The following is a 15,379-nucleotide window of genomic DNA, read 5'->3' as shown; positions in this document are numbered from 1 at the left end:
AGCGGGAAACTAATTTTGATACTATAAGTTTGTTTAAATCGCAATCTTACTCAGAGTGCGATCGCAAAATTTGTATTTATTTGAGATGAACCTCTAGGGTTGATCGGTCTAAAGTCCCATTACAACATAACAATTATGTCCGCGATCGAAATCAGCGCTTTCACTGACAGACCTATAATTTGCTGTCTGTTGGTGGATTGCTATGTAGTGCCAGTATTTTGATCTGTTGGTCTAAATTTTTCACTAATTGATTCAGTGTAGCTAAAGCTTCTGATTGCTGAGAGTCAAGGCTGGGATTTAGCAAAAGCCGTTCTTGTAGTTCATGTAATTTGAAACTTAGTTGCTGAGAAATTCCTAAAGCATCACGTCCCAGACGCATCAATTGTTGTTGTTGATAGAATTTTAATGCTGCTCCCCGCAAGACTTGGAGTGTTGCCTCTTCACCGTAGGTTCCCGGCATGACTCGCAAGCGTAATAATAAGCGGTTTTTTTGATACACATATTCCTTCTCTACCTGTTTTGGTTCTGCAAGCGTGGTGAGAGGCAGGGAGGCAAATCGTTTTAATTCATTCAGTACTCCTTGGAAAACATAGAGCGGCAGTTTGTCTAATACAGACTGCAATATTCCATTATCACTCCACAGTATCCTGCCTTCGTAAGCTTGTCTTTCTAAATACAGCCGACCAATTCCCCCAACCAGAATTCGCCCTAGTAATTCTTCTAATAATTTCTTGGGTGGTAGTGTTGGCAGCAACTCAATAGAACTAAGTAGTTCAGGAACTTGTGTAGGCAAAATAGGTAAATTGTTTGCTGCTGCAACGGATATCTCGCCCTCTTGACTCCTTAGAGTTTGAGATGATTGATCTAGCTCTGGGATAGGAGGCAAGTCTACACGCTGTCCAGAATTTTGACGTTTTTGTGTCTGAAACATCAATATTGGGTGCTGATTTGATTCTGAGTCGGCATTTAGGGAGGGAATAGGTTTCTCAGCATTTTGTTGAGGAAAGTCTTCTGTTGACTCATGCACTTTTGCATCTAGCTGAGATGTATTCTTATGGTTGAGGTAGGCTGATAATATTCTGCGGTGAGAGTCGGCTGCGATCGCCTCAATCACCATTGTGCAATTGATATAAGGCAAAATGCGACCAACATAATCTAGTGCCTCACTGTCTTGTGGATAAACCATACCTAGCAAGAGGTTTTTGTCTTCTAATCCCAAGGGTAAAATCTGGTGGTAGAGGCAAGCTTCAAAGGACAAAAGATTATCAATCAGTTGGAACATTTGCTCCCGTTCTCTTCCTTCCTCCCATCTAGTTTGAGCGGCAGTTAGGATCTGCTGTGGATTTGCTGCGGTATCATTTAGTTCGCCCTCTGAAGACAACATAGGTTTGATTGCGTGGTGTTTATTTATATTTTGCCTCTAATTTAGTAGGTAGTTAATAAAGATACTTTGTTTGATTGTTAAAATTTCAATTATATATACTTAAGTAGACGTAAGTAGAAGATGAATTTTAGATAAGATACTGGGGATAATACTGAGGATTGGGCATTGGGCATCCCTTCGGCTTCGCTCAGGGCAAGTGGGCATTAGTTATTAATTCTTCTCCCTCATCTCCCGGTTGGTGAGCGAAGTCGAACCACATCTCCCTAATTTCCCCACTCCCGCATCTCCCACCCCCAGAAGTGGCTACTCTTGGGTTCTTAAAGCTTGGGCTGCTAGATAAATTTTTGTCCATTCGCCTAACACTTGATGGGTTTTGAGTTTTAACTGTTGAGCTATTGCTTCTATTGAGTTACCTGCTCTCCGCAAATCTAGGATCTGCCGCCCTAGAGGAGTCAATTTTTCATCAAGTTGTTGCCATTGGTTTTGCGTTAACCCTAAGTTATGTTCTTGTAAGGAAATTGAGAGCCAGCTGTCTACTAGCTCCGGTTTACCTTTGAGGGCAAAAACACGCACAGCATGGTAACTAATTTTTTCTCGCAGACGGTAGACTTCTTTAGTCTGCTTATTCAGTTTCTGGGCGATCTCTTCTTGGGACTTGCCTTGCAAATATAGACGTAGCCAATCCACTGCGTCTATACCGAGATTTTCTTGTAAATAATTTTCAAATTCTTTTTGGACTGACTGACGTAGTACCTGTTGTTCTTCTAGCTGTTGTGCTTCTTGATATTCTGCGATCGCCTGACTATCCACTAAGTTAACTCGGTTATCACTGTCGTCGGTGAGGACTTCTTCTGACACCAGTCTAATCATGTCACGGCCAGGCACTTGGGTTAAGCCACCGCGCTGAGTGCGACGCAAGTAATTTACAAACCGATAAGCTAGTAGGGGTTGATTGCGTACTGGTCGCAGACAATATTCTTCTACACTGGCAAATAGCAGAGCATCCGCCAATCGTCTATCGCTTGTATATTTGGCAAGATCAGCCATTTGTTGTTGCATATAGGCATCAGTTTGCAGCAATTCTTGGAGTACTTCTTGTAATACATCCATAACACTGCGCTGGCGATCGCGGCTGAGGGAAACCCAAGTCTGAATCTTATTGCGTAATGTCACTAAACTCCCTAGTCGCGTTATCAAGTTGCGATAAGCACGTTCTCGCCCAAACCCCAAATAGCGTTGACGTAAAATCCTCCAGCGATATTCCATCGCTTGTTTAGCGATCTCAAGTTCCTTTGGGTTCAACAGATCAAACCGTTTTGAGTCAGATCCAAATAGCCAGAGAATAATACTTTGCCTAGCAGCTTCGTTTTGATCTGAACATTCAGCAGCCAAGCGTTTTTGCCAATCTAAAGCAAGTTTTTCCATATCTATTGTCATACTGAGATTGCATTCCTCGAAACTCAATTTTGAAGTTTGCATCACAACCCCCATTTGTCCCACCTAATTGTTAACTGGCAGATGCACCAGATTTCATGAGTTTCATGAAAATAGCTCAGTGTTTCTACTTTTATTACGTCTTAATTCACTATAATTATGCAGAAATTTCTCCATTGATATTTTCCTTTCAATTCAAAATTGCCCAAAACCCTTGTAAATTAAGCATTTAGAGCAAGTCTGTTAATTTAAGCTTTTTGTAAAGTTATGTTTTTTAACTGAGAACAGAAATCTGCTTAGAGTGGTGAGGATACACCTTTGCACAAGATGAATCGGGGAAATCTGATATTTTGTAACAGATACAAGGAACGAATCTAATTTAACTCAATGTCAGACGTTATTTCACCCGTATAAGTTTCAACTCTCTACAATCCCTTACGGAGGAAAATACTTAGTTAAATCTTAGGACTTACGCAAAAGCATACGCAGTAGGGGCAATTCATGAATTGCCCCTACCTGAAAATCTTTCTTTTCGGCTATTGTTTGCGTAAGTCCTGAAATCTTAATACGCTTGGATAAGATTTTGACCTATTAAGATACCCCTACCTAACCCTCTTAGAATGGGCTTAATTCCCTACTTTCTAAGGGGAATCAGGGAGGAGGATCAAGCCTTAGCTGAATTCTATTAAGTTAAATTTCTGAATATAAACCACGTCTATCTTGAAACCTTTAGTTCAACTCTAATGAATAAGGATTTGCCCTCATCCCCCAACCTATCCCCCATATCTGGGATTCGGGGAGCTAGAATTTCAAAGTCCCTCTCCCATATCTGGGAGAGGGATTTAGGGTGAGGGCGAAAACTAAGGTTCTCAACTTAGATGAGGTTTATTTTTATTTTATCTAAATGTATATATGTAAATTAATGTTTAAGAGGATGTTTGGTAAGCCGTTATATAAAACCTTTAAATTCGTAAAAATGAATAGTCAACAGTCAATATTTTTTTTGACTATTGACTCTAACTGTTGCTTTCACTCTGCTTCAAAATTTAACTTATGCAAAATCTAAAAACAGAAAGAATGTAACCTTATAAAGTTTTGATGGTCAGAAGCCTTACAAGAAACTTCTCGTTAAATTCATTTATGGAGATTCTTGGTTTGAAATTTTTAATTCCATCGTAGGAGGTTGAACCTATCGACTGTTTGATCTGACAATTGGATTTTCTACAGATTCTCGATACCCTTGGACTTGTTCTGTGTAACCAATTGGCAGAACAGCTTCAACGTTTTCATGGGGACGAGCAATAATTACCCAGGATTCAAGTGTACCGCCAAAAACATTTTCTGCGGCTTCAACACCAGCAGCCATAGCAGCTTTTACTTCAGAAACATCGCCCCGAATATTAACTGTAAAGCGAGCGCTACCTACTCGGATATAACCAACAAGGGTAACTCGACCAGCTTTTACCATAGCATCTGCTGCTGCTAGCACCGCAGGAAAACCTTTCGTTTCAAGTGCTCCAACTGCCTGTAATGACATTATTAATCTCCTGTATGAATAAACGATATGGGGACTACGAGTTAATTGTACGAAGCTTCGCTACAGATTTTGATAGCAAAATTTCTTAGAACATACGGAAAGGTTCTGATTCTTCAGTGAAATGGATTGGCAATATGGTTTCCACATTTTCCGGGGGATTAGGAACAATGTAGTAGGTAATTACTGTACCAACCTTGACTTCCTCTCCAGCTACGATTCCGGCTTCAACAGCTCTATTTACTTCAGAAACGTGTCCCCGGACGGCGACTAACAAACGAGCGCTTTCCGCTTGACCATAATACACAATTGTGACTGCCGCAGCTTTGACCATTGCATCTGCTGCTGCTAATACACTAGGAAAACCTAAAGTTTCAATTACGCCAACCGCCATTGGCATGGCATTAGCTCCTGGATTAAAGGATAAGCGACTTTAATTGTACGTGGCTTTAGTACCAATTTTGACGTTTTGGAAAACTTTCTTTGATGCCATATTTTTTAGGGAGTGGCTAGAGACGCGATTAATCGTGTATGTAGAGGAGTTGGGAGTTAAAATATTTTGATAGCGGCTGGTTTATGTTTAATATATTACCGAAGAAGAATTCAGAATACATCCGCCTGAATCCAGAATGGATTCTGTGCGACTGGATGTCCAAGGGAGGTTTAAAGCCCCCGATTTTAATCGTGGAGAAGAAAAATTATTTCCGTGGCTGTTACCCCTGACTTGACTGCTGGGGTATTCTAAATTCTGTTCGCGGAGCGTGCCGGAGGCATTATTCTGTCTTCTGACTCCTTCTCATAAGTAATACTTCAGGATATTAGTTTGTGTAATTTTGCTGTTTAACAAAATTAGCGATATGTGGAAGCAAGCTAGTACAATAAACTGAAATTTATGTTTCCGAATTTTCTTCCGACATCTGTTGGGCAGCTGACAGAATCTGCCTCGATCGCACTAGCTCAGAGTATGCAAACTGCTGCGATCGCTACTCCTTTAATTAATCAACCAGTTACCACAACTTATGTCAAGCAAGGGAGTGGTGGAACTCCTATTTTATTAATTCACGGTTTTGACAGTTCTGTGTTAGAGTTTCGGCGGCTTTTGCCCCTACTCTCTAGAGATAATGAAACTTGGGCTGTGGATTTGTTAGGTTTTGGATTTACAGATAGACTCTCAGGAATTGCTTATAGTCCAACTGCCATTAAAACCCATCTTTATTATTTCTGGAAAAGCTTAATTAACCAACCTGTAATTTTGGTAGGCGCTTCGATGGGGGGTGCGACAGCGATTGATTTTACGCTGACTCACCCGGAAGTAGTAAAAAAGCTGGTGTTAATTGACAGTGCTGGGTTGACAGGTGGTTCGCCATTAAGTAAATTAATGTTTCCACCGTTGGATTATTTAGCAACTCAATTTTTGAGTAGTCTGAAGGTGCGCGATCGCGTTTCTCGCGTTGGATATAAAAATCAAAGTCTTGCTTCTGTCGATGCTTTATGTTGTGGCGCATTACATCTACAAATGCCCAGTTGGAATCAAGCTTTGATTGCTTTTACTAAAAGTGGTGGTTACAGTGCTTTCAACCTTGATGTCTTATCACAAATTGTGCAACCAACGCTAATTTTGTGGGGTGATTCTGATAAAATTTTGGGTACTAAGGATGCCACAAAGTTTAAAAGTGCAATTCCCCACAGTAGTCTCATCTGGATTCAAGATTGTGGTCATCTCCCTCACTTGGAACAACCACAAATCACCGCGCAGCATATTTTAAACTTTTGTAGTGAACCAGATTAATGCTCTTCTTTGACTCTGGAGAGAGAATAATCCAAGCGATTAGAAATCGCGGCTACACAAACTCTCGTCCGCCTGCGCGGACTAACGCCAAAATAGGGTTTCAAATTTAATCTGACGATAGTAATAAAAGAGCGTTAAGTAACTAAGAGATTTAGGATGCTTCCAAGATTTAAGGCAGAAATGGCACTGCTGGAATGATGGTTGAATCAAGTAGTGCCATAGATTATCTAACTGATTAACTGACTCTAGTCAAGTAACCACATCTCATTAGAACTATCAGGATACTCATTTGGTTGATTTTGTGGTTGATTTTGAGCTAATGTTTCTGATGAACGATGGGATTTTTTGTAGTTAAGTGGATTGTAGTGATCTTTTACTGGTTTTATTGCACTAGTTTCTTTGACAACAAGTTTTTTAGAATTATCTTCTGCTGTTTGTTTTAAAGCATTAATTTCTTCTATAAGCTGGGAATTTGCTTCTGCAAGTTGTAATGCTGTTTTTTTGGTTTCGTCAAGTTCTTTTGTTAGATGTTCTAGTAATGATTTTTGTTCTGATGCAAATGTTTTTTGTTTAGATAATTTTGATTGCAAATCAGCAATTTCTTGTCCAAGAGATGCTTCTTTTTTGTGGCTTGTTTCTAGATTAGTTGTCAACTCTTTAACAGTTGCTTCTAAATCAGCCTTAGTGGGACTTGTGCGTTTAGTAGTAGAAGTTGAATCGGGTGTTTGTTCTGAAGATTCTTCATCTAATGAAGTGTCTTCTTCGACAATTTTTTCTGCTGTAACTTCGATCGCAGATTCACCTTCTGGGGGTGTAAATTTTTGTGCCTCTTCTTGTAGTAAGTCAGAGAGACTTTGTTTCCTAGCCATTATTATTTTCTCCAATCACGCTGTAATTCATCAGCTGCACGACGGTAGTCTAACTCCGCCTCTCGTGCATTACTTCCTCGCCATTGAGCGATCGCTACACCCTCAAGCGCCGCTCGTTCATGAGCCTTATAAGCACGGATAAAGGTATTAAAAGCAGGGATACCTAATCTAGTGAGAGTGTTTTTTGCTTCTAGTGCTTCCCCGATACTGCGCGTATCGACTTTGGTAAGCAGTACCCGATGGGGGGTTCCCACGGGGATGACGGCTTCCTTGACTGTTTCCACGAGGATAGCTAAATCCATTGCGGATGGGGGTGTAGGCAAAACTAGATAATCTGCGATCGCAACTACCGCCACTAATGCTTCAGAGCGCAGCGCGGGAGGCGTATCCACCACTACTAAATCGTAACCTGTTATCTTTCCTAAATCACTTAAAAGCTTGGGATCTGTTTCTTGAGATAAATCAAATCCCATTCCCTGCTGACTGCGCCCAAACCACCAGCTGGCAGAACCTTGAATATCTGCATCAATCAGCAACACCTTTTTTTTCTTCGCAAAGTTTGCAGCCAGATTGACTGCGGTAGTCGTTTTACCGACTCCTCCTTTACCGTTGAGAATAGCGATGATTTTTGGCACTGCTTTAGCTAGGAAAAGGGAGTGGGGAGTGGGGAGTAGGGGAAGAAATCTTTTTCATGTTTGGTTGTGGGATTTTTTGATGATGGACTGACTTGAAAGAGTTTTGAGTACTGAGTTAGTCATTAGAAGTTATTAGTTATTATCCTTTTCTTCCACTTTCTACTCTCCACTCCCCACTTTCTACTCCCCCATGATGAATATAACGCTTTGTGTGTCCCTAAATAACATGAAAACTCGTAACAATAAAATTCAGAAGCCATCAAATCTACAAACTCCTATGACAGCAACTTACAATCTGCCTGATGGGCCTCAAATACCGCGCTGGCTGCGGATGGTCAAGTTTATTAGTCAGCCAGTGAAATATGTCGATGATTTTGCCAAAATCTATGGTGACACTTTCACTATCAGGAGTAGTCAGTCTGATAACCATCTTGTGTACTTTAGTCAACCCCAAGCGTTTGAGCAGATTTTTACTGCTGATTCCAGTCATTTTGAGGTTGGTAGAGGGAACATAGGGTTAAAATTTTTGCTTGGCGATCGCTCCTTTATGTTATCAGATGGCGATCGCCACCAGCGCCAACGGCAACTATTAGCTCCCCCGTTTCATGGCGAAAGGATGCGGGCTTACGGTGAGGATATTCGGAAAATAACCCAACAGGTGAGTCATGAATGGCAAATTGGCAAACCTTTTAATATCCGTGAGTCGATGCAAGAAATTACTTTGCGTGTTATCTTACGGGTTGTCTTTGGTTTAGATGAGGGAGAGCTTTTTGAAGAACTGAGGCGATCGCTAAGTGATTTACTAGACTTCATCAGTTCGCCTTTAATGTCCAGCGCCTTCTTTTTCCGGTTTATGCAAAAAGATTTCGGTGCGTGGAGTCCGTGGGGTAGAATTCTGCAACAACGGCAAAAAATTGATCGACTGATTTATACTTTGCTTCGGGAACGTCGGGCCCAAATCGATCAAAATCGCCAAGATATCCTAAGTTTGATGATGGCTGCTCGTTACAACGATGGTCAAGGGATGTCAGATGAAGAATTACACGACGAGTTAATGACACTGCTAGTTGCGGGACATGAAACTACCGCTTCTGCATTGACATGGGCTTTTTACTGGGTTGACCATTTACCAGAGGTGCGGGAGAAGTTGCAACGGGAACTCAACACCATTGGAGTTAACCCCGACTTGAGTAGTGTGGCTAAATTGCCCTATTTGACAGCAGTTTGCCAAGAAACATTGCGAATTTACCCAATTGCCATGACTGCTTTCGTGCGGATTGTGAAGATCCCGATTGAAATTATGGGCTACAAACTGCGAGAGGGAACGGCAATAGTCCCCAGTATTTATTTAGCGCATCATCGGGAAGAAGTTTACCCACAATCTAAGCAGTTCAAACCAGAACGCTTTTTAGAAAGACAATATTCACCTTATGAATATTTACCCTTTGGTGGCGGTAATCGTCGCTGTATTGGCATGGCATTTGCCCAGTATGAAATGAAAATCGTCTTGGCAACTGTTTTGTCAGAATTTCAAGTTTCGCTAGTGAATAAACGTTCTGTGCATCCTGTGCGCCGTGGTTTAACTATAGCCGCACCAGCCGGAATGCGGATGATTGCAACACTTCAAGTTAAGCGGGCAAATACGCCAGCCCTAATTTAGGCAAGTAGGGTGGCATTTAATCCCCACCCTACTATCGTGTAATAATTACGATATATGCTGATTCTCTTGCTTATTAGCGAGTTGTTCATAATGTTCTTTGTCACGGTATTTAATTGTTCTCATAGGTTGATTTCCAACGATTGCTAAAGGTTCAACATTAGCAGTTACAACTGTACCAGCCGCCACAATTGCACCATCTCCAATGGAAACTCCGGGAATAATTAAAACATTGCCGCCAATCCAAACATTGCAACCGATAACAACAGGTTTATGAATGTAAACATTATGTTCATAAGGCAAATCATTACTTTGATAGTCGTGATTTGCGGAGAGGATAATAACATTAAATCCAAGTGTAGTATTGTCGCCAATTGTGATTCCGCCACGACCATCTAATAAGACATCCGGGCCGATATAGACTTTATTTCCCAGAGATACATTTTGCGGATGGTCAATTTTAATATCTCGCTTAAATCGTAGACCTGAGCCACAAAATTTTAATTGACTCTTCAGTTCTTGATGCTTGTATCGTCTGATTTTGGTTTCTAAGTATTCTCCCCACCATACCAGACGAGGTACTAACCATTGTTCCAATAGTCGCTCTAATTTATTCGTAATTTTATTTTTAATCTCTTTCATAAAACCTCACGGAAGTTTAAGAATCTTCTGGCTTTTAACCAGGGAGGAAAAACAACACAGGTACTTTAGCACCCTTCACATTTATTAGGTTTCCCCGATGAGAGTATTTTCTCCCGTGTGAATACCGTTTTTCTAAAAGTCAGTTGGGCAATATCTACAATAACTTCGCAATTTGCTAAGATTATCTAGTATCCGACCAAAAAATACCTCTATGAAAAAATACCCTTCACCAAAAATTTATGCACATTATCAGTCGTGCAAGACTTTCTGAGTTCTGGGAAAAACACTCTAATGCACAAACTAGCCTTCGATTATGGTACAAACTTACATCTGTAGCAGAGTGGCAGAACTTGGTAGAGTTACGCCAAACTTTTCCATCAGCCGATCAAGTCGGTAATTTCACAGTTTTTAACATAGGTGGTAATAATTATCGACTGATTACTTTAGTCGATTACGAATATCAAAAAGTTTTTATTCGCCATATACTGACACATGCCGAATATGACAAAGATGACTGGAAAAATGATCATTGGTTCGCTTGATGCTAACCATTCTTTTAAAGTAACAATTTAAAAAATCATTTTTAGGAATTGAAACCCTCAGATATTTTAACAGCAGCATGAATATAATCCCTAAGTTATAATTAATTAAAATCCCTTTGAGGGATTGAAACTCTCAGATATCTGGATGATAAGATGAGCCAAATTGTTTGAGTTCCAATTAATCAAAATCCCTATTAGGGATTGAAACTATAAGATATCTAGCAAAATGATCCCTGGAACACGTATTACTAAAACGTATATTAAACTACTCAAATCTTTTCCTCCTCGTCCCATAACTTCCGAGGAAGAATTTCTGGCTACGCAAGAAGTAATAGATTCCTTGATTGATAAAGGTGAATTAATACCAGATGAACAAGACTATCTTAATGTTTTAGGTACTCTGGTTTACGAGTACGAGCAAAAACATCATTCTATACCTGATATTCATGGCGTAGAATTACTTCAAGCGTTAATAGCCGAATTTGGTTTGCGACAAAAAGATTTAATTCCTATCTTTAAAACCGAGTCTATTGTATCTGAAGTCTTGAGTGGACAGCGCAAGCTGACAGTTAACCATATTCGTAAACTCGCGGAGTTTTTTCATATTTCACCTGCTGCTTTTTTTGAGTCATAAGACGGAAAACTTTACAGATTCTCATTGCGTGTGGACTTGACAGAAAGCCAACTTATGTAGCAAGATTCGTTTAAGTCCCTTTCGTCCCACATCTCGAAGTGGGTAGGAGGCAATGCATGATTGGCAGTATTTCTTTAAGCACGATCGCAGCAATCTAAATCAAGGCACTTACCGCATCTTTGAGCCGGAGTGGAAAGCAGAGATTCTCCACTGGTTCAGCCAAAAGGATGTGGATAAGCAGCAAAAAGAAGATTTTATCCAAGCTTTAATAGATTTTGATGACGGATGCGGCGATTTTTATCGGTATCGCGCTTATTTTTTGGCGGCTGAGGCTTTATCGCAGTTCCCAGAATGTAGTTTGGGTGATGCAATTGTAGAAAAACTGCTGAAATGGAGTTATGCCTATTTTCGGCAGGATAAGCGAGATTGGCAGATACTACCAAAACCATTGGTGAAGACAGCTAGAAAAACGCTGGAATTAACCGATAGAAAACGGGTAATTGCTGCTTTTGTGCATTTGGTTCATACTACTGAAAGTCGCACAATTCTTAGACTTGCAGCTGAAGAGTTAGGAATACTTGATCCGGGTAATAAAAGTGCGATCGCTGCTTTAATGCTACTAATTCAGCAAAATAACTCTCATCTTCGGACTGCAATTCGTAGCTTAGGGGAAATTGGCTATGGCAATGAAACTGTAATTACTACTTTAATCCAATTCATCAAAATAACGCCTGGGAATGTAATTCATAGCTTAGGGAAAATTGGCTACGGTAACGAAACTGCGATCGCTGCTTTAATCCAATTTATCCAAATGAAGCCTGATGAGATCGCAACTGAGTGTTTGATGTTAGAAGACATATATCAAGGTGCAATTATAGCTTTAGGCAACATAGCTTATGGCAATCAAATTGCGATCGCTACCCTGATTGATTTCATCCAAAGATACAAAGATGATGTGATTTGTTCACATGCAGCTAAGGCTTTGTGGGATATTGATCCAGGTAATCCAATAGCATTAAATACTTTAGTTCAGATTCTCGAAACTACCGAGAATACATATTTGCTCGATATGTCTGTCAGATATCTGATGGTAATTGATCCAGGTAACAAAGCTGCAATTACTATTTTAACTGAGAGAATTAAAACCACTGAGAATGAATTTTTCCATTGTAAGGCTGCTTTATGTCTAGGAAAATTCGATTCAGGTAATAGGGTAGCAATTACCACTTTATCCCAAATACTTGAAACTGCTGAGGAGGAATGGGTGTATTTTTATGCAGCAGATATACTAGCGCGAACTAATGACTACCAGCAGCAAATAATTAAAGCCATGTGGAAAATGGTTAATTTAAAAGATGAGCGTACATCTCTAGATGCGCTCTTTATCTTGCTGGAAATAGACTCCAATAATCAACAGGCGTTTGATACTCTAATTCGGCTATTGAACACTACAAAGCATGAATCAATTTTGATAAGTGCTGCTTATACGTTACAACAACTTAACCCAAGTATAAAAATAGAAACCAAAAAACTAAATGAACTAATCGCCGTCTTTATTAGATTAATTCAAACCTATCAGGATCTTGCGGTTGAAGAATATGAAAATGAAGATTTATTTCCTTCGGAGTGGCTATCCTATGAATCCTGTCTTTTAGATATAGCTGATAATTTGACAAGCATCATCCAAAAAGAACATTTACCACAAATAGTCATAACCCTAAAAGACTATCTCAGTAAAAAGTTCTACAAAAACAGTTCTTATCGCTACGAAGCCGTATTTAACATTATCTGGCATTGTGCCGAAAATCTAACTTACCCAGATTTCCACAAAGCAATGAACTAAACAACAAGCGCAGAGTTCTTATCTTCCTCCGCGTACCTCTGCGCTTCCCTTAGCGTTCCTTTGCGTTAAAAAACAATCTCCTCCCTCATCCTCTCTTCCAGCACATCCAATAACCCATCCACATCCTTCCCAGCTTGCTCAAAACAAATCGGTGGCGCTGGTTCCGGTGCAAACTGAATTAACTTAATTTCCCCCTTCCCAATCCCAATCATCACAACTTCCACATCCGGTTTGTGATTCTCCACAATTCCCAAAATTTCCTGAAGCCGATTCTCAACTCTAATATTTAAATTCTCTATCTGTTCTTTCGGACAATAAACAAAATGCGGCGTTGGTTGCAAATCAATACCAACAGTACCCTGACTGTCACCATTTGCTAACCACAATCCCCAAAACAGCGCCGCCAATTCTTGCTGATTTGCTTTGACAAACTTATCCAACTGGCCACGCCACTTGTTATCACCTGATTCTGGTTGATTATTGCCAAAAAACATAAATAATTCGTAATTCGTAATTCGTAATTCGTAATTAAAACAGAAAGAAGGGGTGAAAGTTATCTTAAACCTGATTGTACACGCCAGAGGCCAGAATAAATTCCATCTTTCTCTAGCAGTTGCTCATGGGTTCCCGACTCTACTAATTTCCCATGTTCCATGACATAAATGCAATCGGCATTGCGGATAGTGGAAAGACGATGAGCGATCGCAATTGTAGTTCTATCTACTGTAATCCGTTCTAGCGATCGCTGGATTGCCGCTTCTGTCTCATTATCCACTGCTGAGGTAGCTTCGTCTAAAATCAGAATGGGGGGATTCTTTAAGACTGCACGAGCGATCGCAATCCGTTGTCTTTGTCCACCAGATAACTTTTGTCCTCTTTCCCCCACAATTGTCTCATAACCTTCGGGCAAGTTAATAACAAATTCGTGGGCCTCAGCTATCTTCGCCGCCGTGATAATTTCTTGCTCTGTAGTCTCAAAGCTACCATAAGCAATATTCTCTGCTACAGTACCATGAAATAGAAAGACATCTTGACTCACCAAGCCAATACAACGGCGTAAATCTTGCAAATTCAAACTTTGCAAATCAATACCATCAAGAGTAATGCTTCCTGTTTGCACTTCGTATAACCGCAACAAAAGTTTGACTAAAGTGCTTTTCCCAGAACCCGTTGAACCCACAATTGCAATGGTTTTCCCCGCCGGAATATCCAAAGACAGATTTTTAATTACTGGAAATCTATCTTTATAGGCAAAATAAACATTTTTAAATTGCACTTCCCCTCGCACTTCATCTACAGGTAACGTCACATCACCTGTATGAATGGCGATAGGAGTATCTAACAAATTCATGACTCGATTAGTAGAAGCCATTGCACGTTGATATTGGTCAAAAGTTTCGCCTAATCTTGTTAAAGGCCACAGCAAGCGCTGGATTAAAAATACTAATACACTGTAAGTACCTACAGACATTTTTCCAGAAACTGCTGCCATCCCACCATATAAAAGTAATGCCGTGAAACCCACCAAAATTAGCATCCGAATTAACGGTACAAAAGCAGCAGAAAGAGCAATTGCTTTAGAGTTACTACGGCGATAAGCTTCACTATCTAATTCCAAACGAGAGGCTTCATAAGTTTCGGCAGTGAAACTTTTAATGGTAGTTATTCCACTAATATTGTTTGACAAACGCGAATTTAGAAAACCTACCTTTTCTCGTACTTCGGCGTAGCGAGGCGCAAGCAGTCGTTGGTAAGCAAAGGAACCCCAGAGAATAAATGGCATCGGTGATAAAGCCATCCACGCTACACTAGGAGCCAAAATAAAGAAAGCAGCGCCAATAATTAGAACAGTTGCGGAAACTTGGATAATATCATTTGCTCCTCCATCCAAAAAACGCTCTAATTGGTTAATATCATCACTGAGGATAGACATTAAACCACCAGTGCTGCGTTCTTCAAAATAAGCCAATTCCAACTCTTGCAAATGTTTGTAGGCATCCAAACGCAAGTCATGCTGAATATTCTGAGCTAAATTCCGCCAAAGTCGAGCGTAGGCGTATTCAAAAACAGATTCTAGTATCCAAATGATGACAGTGAGGAAGGAAATAATCAAAAATTGTTCAAAGACATCGCGTACCCCTAACTGGGCAATTATGGAATCCTGTTGCTTGACTACTACATCCACCGCCACACCAATTAAGCCGGGTGGTGCCAAGTCGAAAAATTTATTGAGGATAGAATAAGTAGTCGCTAGCCAAATTTGTTTCCGATACTGATGTCCATACTCAAGCAAACGCTGGAGAGGATGCGTTGAATGTTTACGCATTCTTGATACGTGATGAGATTTTAATTCAGTAGCCACAGCTTTTTGCGGTTTCGTGCAGTTGATATTACCACACAACCAAGTCTGGAGTCC

At 40.3% G+C, this 15,379-nt stretch carries 14 protein-coding genes; 5 read left to right on the top strand and 9 right to left on the bottom strand.

From position 1 onward, the window contains the following. Positions 1-172: 172 nt before the first annotated feature. From HWQ36_RS04710 to HWQ36_RS04695, 4 genes are all read right to left on the bottom strand, one after another. The gene (locus tag HWQ36_RS04710) at positions 173-1,384 is read right to left on the bottom strand and encodes a pilus assembly protein PilB (RefSeq protein ID WP_292698617.1); all 1,212 of its coding nucleotides are present in this window, start codon (positions 1,382-1,384) and stop codon (positions 173-175) included. Between the two features lie 303 nt (positions 1,385-1,687). After that, on the bottom strand, positions 1,688-2,875 hold the full coding sequence (locus HWQ36_RS04705; RefSeq protein WP_292698615.1) for a HetZ-related protein 2: 1,188 nt from the start codon (positions 2,873-2,875) through the stop codon (positions 1,688-1,690). 1,132 nt (positions 2,876-4,007) lie between these two features. After that, positions 4,008-4,355 (bottom strand): carbon dioxide-concentrating mechanism protein CcmK, encoded by a 348-nt coding sequence (locus tag HWQ36_RS04700; RefSeq protein ID WP_292698613.1) that lies wholly within the window; start codon positions 4,353-4,355, stop codon positions 4,008-4,010. 85 nt (positions 4,356-4,440) lie between these two features. Next, positions 4,441-4,752, bottom strand: a complete 312-nt coding sequence (locus tag HWQ36_RS04695) for a BMC domain-containing protein (RefSeq protein ID WP_094352432.1) — start codon at positions 4,750-4,752, stop codon at positions 4,441-4,443. A 492-nt stretch (positions 4,753-5,244) separates the two neighbouring features. On the opposite strand from HWQ36_RS04695, the gene HWQ36_RS04690 reads away from it, so the two are divergent. Continuing rightward, positions 5,245-6,141, top strand: coding sequence for an alpha/beta hydrolase (locus HWQ36_RS04690; RefSeq protein ID WP_292698610.1), 897 nt, complete (start codon positions 5,245-5,247; stop codon positions 6,139-6,141). A 245-nt stretch (positions 6,142-6,386) separates the two neighbouring features. Here HWQ36_RS04690 and HWQ36_RS04685 read toward each other — a convergent pair whose 3' ends face one another. Together HWQ36_RS04685 and HWQ36_RS04680 are read right to left on the bottom strand one after the other, a co-directional pair. Then, positions 6,387-7,010 carry a hypothetical protein gene (locus HWQ36_RS04685; RefSeq protein ID WP_292698608.1) on the bottom strand — a complete coding sequence of 208 codons (624 nt, stop codon included), beginning with the start codon at positions 7,008-7,010 and terminating at the stop codon, positions 6,387-6,389. 2 nt (positions 7,011-7,012) lie between these two features. Then, positions 7,013-7,645: a ParA family protein gene (locus tag HWQ36_RS04680; RefSeq protein WP_012409272.1), complete on the bottom strand. Its 633-nt coding sequence runs from the start codon at positions 7,643-7,645 to the stop codon at positions 7,013-7,015. Positions 7,646-7,922: 277 nt separating this feature from the next. Here HWQ36_RS04680 and HWQ36_RS04675 point away from each other — a divergent pair, with 277 nt between their 5' ends. After that, complete coding sequence (locus HWQ36_RS04675; protein ID WP_292698599.1) at positions 7,923-9,305, top strand: cytochrome P450; 1,383 nt, start codon at positions 7,923-7,925, stop codon at positions 9,303-9,305. Between the two features lie 45 nt (positions 9,306-9,350). Here the strand turns inward: HWQ36_RS04675 and HWQ36_RS04670 are convergent, their stop codons facing one another. Further along, on the bottom strand, positions 9,351-9,899 hold the full coding sequence (locus HWQ36_RS04670; RefSeq protein ID WP_292698597.1) for an acyltransferase: 549 nt from the start codon (positions 9,897-9,899) through the stop codon (positions 9,351-9,353). Between the two features lie 284 nt (positions 9,900-10,183). Between HWQ36_RS04670 and HWQ36_RS04665 the strand changes: the two genes are divergently transcribed. The 3 genes from HWQ36_RS04665 to HWQ36_RS04655 all read left to right on the top strand — a co-directional run bounded on the left by HWQ36_RS04665 (position 10,184) and on the right by HWQ36_RS04655 (position 12,963). After that, positions 10,184-10,486: a type II toxin-antitoxin system HigB family toxin gene (locus tag HWQ36_RS04665; protein WP_292698595.1), complete on the top strand. Its 303-nt coding sequence runs from the start codon at positions 10,184-10,186 to the stop codon at positions 10,484-10,486. A gap of 226 nt (positions 10,487-10,712) precedes the next feature. Next, on the top strand, positions 10,713-11,120 hold the full coding sequence (locus HWQ36_RS04660) for a transcriptional regulator (RefSeq protein ID WP_292698593.1): 408 nt from the start codon (positions 10,713-10,715) through the stop codon (positions 11,118-11,120). Between the two features lie 112 nt (positions 11,121-11,232). Then, positions 11,233-12,963, top strand: a complete 1,731-nt coding sequence (locus HWQ36_RS04655) for a hypothetical protein (RefSeq protein ID WP_292698591.1) — start codon at positions 11,233-11,235, stop codon at positions 12,961-12,963. A 65-nt stretch (positions 12,964-13,028) separates the two neighbouring features. On the opposite strand, the gene HWQ36_RS04650 is transcribed toward HWQ36_RS04655, so the two are convergent. Both HWQ36_RS04650 and HWQ36_RS04645 read right to left on the bottom strand, forming a co-directional pair. Next, positions 13,029-13,457: a hypothetical protein gene (locus tag HWQ36_RS04650; protein ID WP_292698589.1), complete on the bottom strand. Its 429-nt coding sequence runs from the start codon at positions 13,455-13,457 to the stop codon at positions 13,029-13,031. A gap of 59 nt (positions 13,458-13,516) precedes the next feature. Further along, positions 13,517-15,325, bottom strand: a complete 1,809-nt coding sequence (locus HWQ36_RS04645) for an ABC transporter ATP-binding protein (protein WP_292698587.1) — start codon at positions 15,323-15,325, stop codon at positions 13,517-13,519. Positions 15,326-15,379: the final 54 nt, after the last annotated feature.

The sequence above is a fragment of the Nostoc sp. NMS2 genome (genome assembly GCF_017115105.1).
Classification (GTDB): domain Bacteria; phylum Cyanobacteriota; class Cyanobacteriia; order Cyanobacteriales; family Nostocaceae; genus Nostoc.
The sequence above is the reverse complement of the archived record's forward strand: the minus strand, read 5'-3'. Positions and strand labels throughout refer to the sequence as shown.

What these genes read in the sequence shown, in the direction of transcription:
- HWQ36_RS04710 (WP_292698617.1), bottom strand. Translation starts at nt 1,384, where the DNA reads ATGTTGTCTTCAGAGGGCGAACTAAATGATACCGCAGCAAATCCACAG.
- HWQ36_RS04705 (WP_292698615.1), bottom strand. Translation starts at nt 2,875, where the DNA reads ATGGGGGTTGTGATGCAAACTTCAAAATTGAGTTTCGAGGAATGCAAT.
- HWQ36_RS04700 (WP_292698613.1), bottom strand. Translation starts at nt 4,355, where the DNA reads ATGTCATTACAGGCAGTTGGAGCACTTGAAACGAAAGGTTTTCCTGCG.
- HWQ36_RS04695 (WP_094352432.1), bottom strand. Translation starts at nt 4,752, where the DNA reads ATGCCAATGGCGGTTGGCGTAATTGAAACTTTAGGTTTTCCTAGTGTA.
- HWQ36_RS04690 (WP_292698610.1), top strand. Translation starts at nt 5,245, where the DNA reads ATGTTTCCGAATTTTCTTCCGACATCTGTTGGGCAGCTGACAGAATCT.
- HWQ36_RS04685 (WP_292698608.1), bottom strand. Translation starts at nt 7,010, where the DNA reads ATGGCTAGGAAACAAAGTCTCTCTGACTTACTACAAGAAGAGGCACAA.
- HWQ36_RS04675 (WP_292698599.1), top strand. Translation starts at nt 7,923, where the DNA reads ATGACAGCAACTTACAATCTGCCTGATGGGCCTCAAATACCGCGCTGG.
- HWQ36_RS04665 (WP_292698595.1), top strand. Translation starts at nt 10,184, where the DNA reads ATGCACATTATCAGTCGTGCAAGACTTTCTGAGTTCTGGGAAAAACAC.
- HWQ36_RS04660 (WP_292698593.1), top strand. Translation starts at nt 10,713, where the DNA reads ATGATCCCTGGAACACGTATTACTAAAACGTATATTAAACTACTCAAA.
- HWQ36_RS04655 (WP_292698591.1), top strand. Translation starts at nt 11,233, where the DNA reads ATGCATGATTGGCAGTATTTCTTTAAGCACGATCGCAGCAATCTAAAT.
- HWQ36_RS04650 (WP_292698589.1), bottom strand. Translation starts at nt 13,457, where the DNA reads ATGTTTTTTGGCAATAATCAACCAGAATCAGGTGATAACAAGTGGCGT.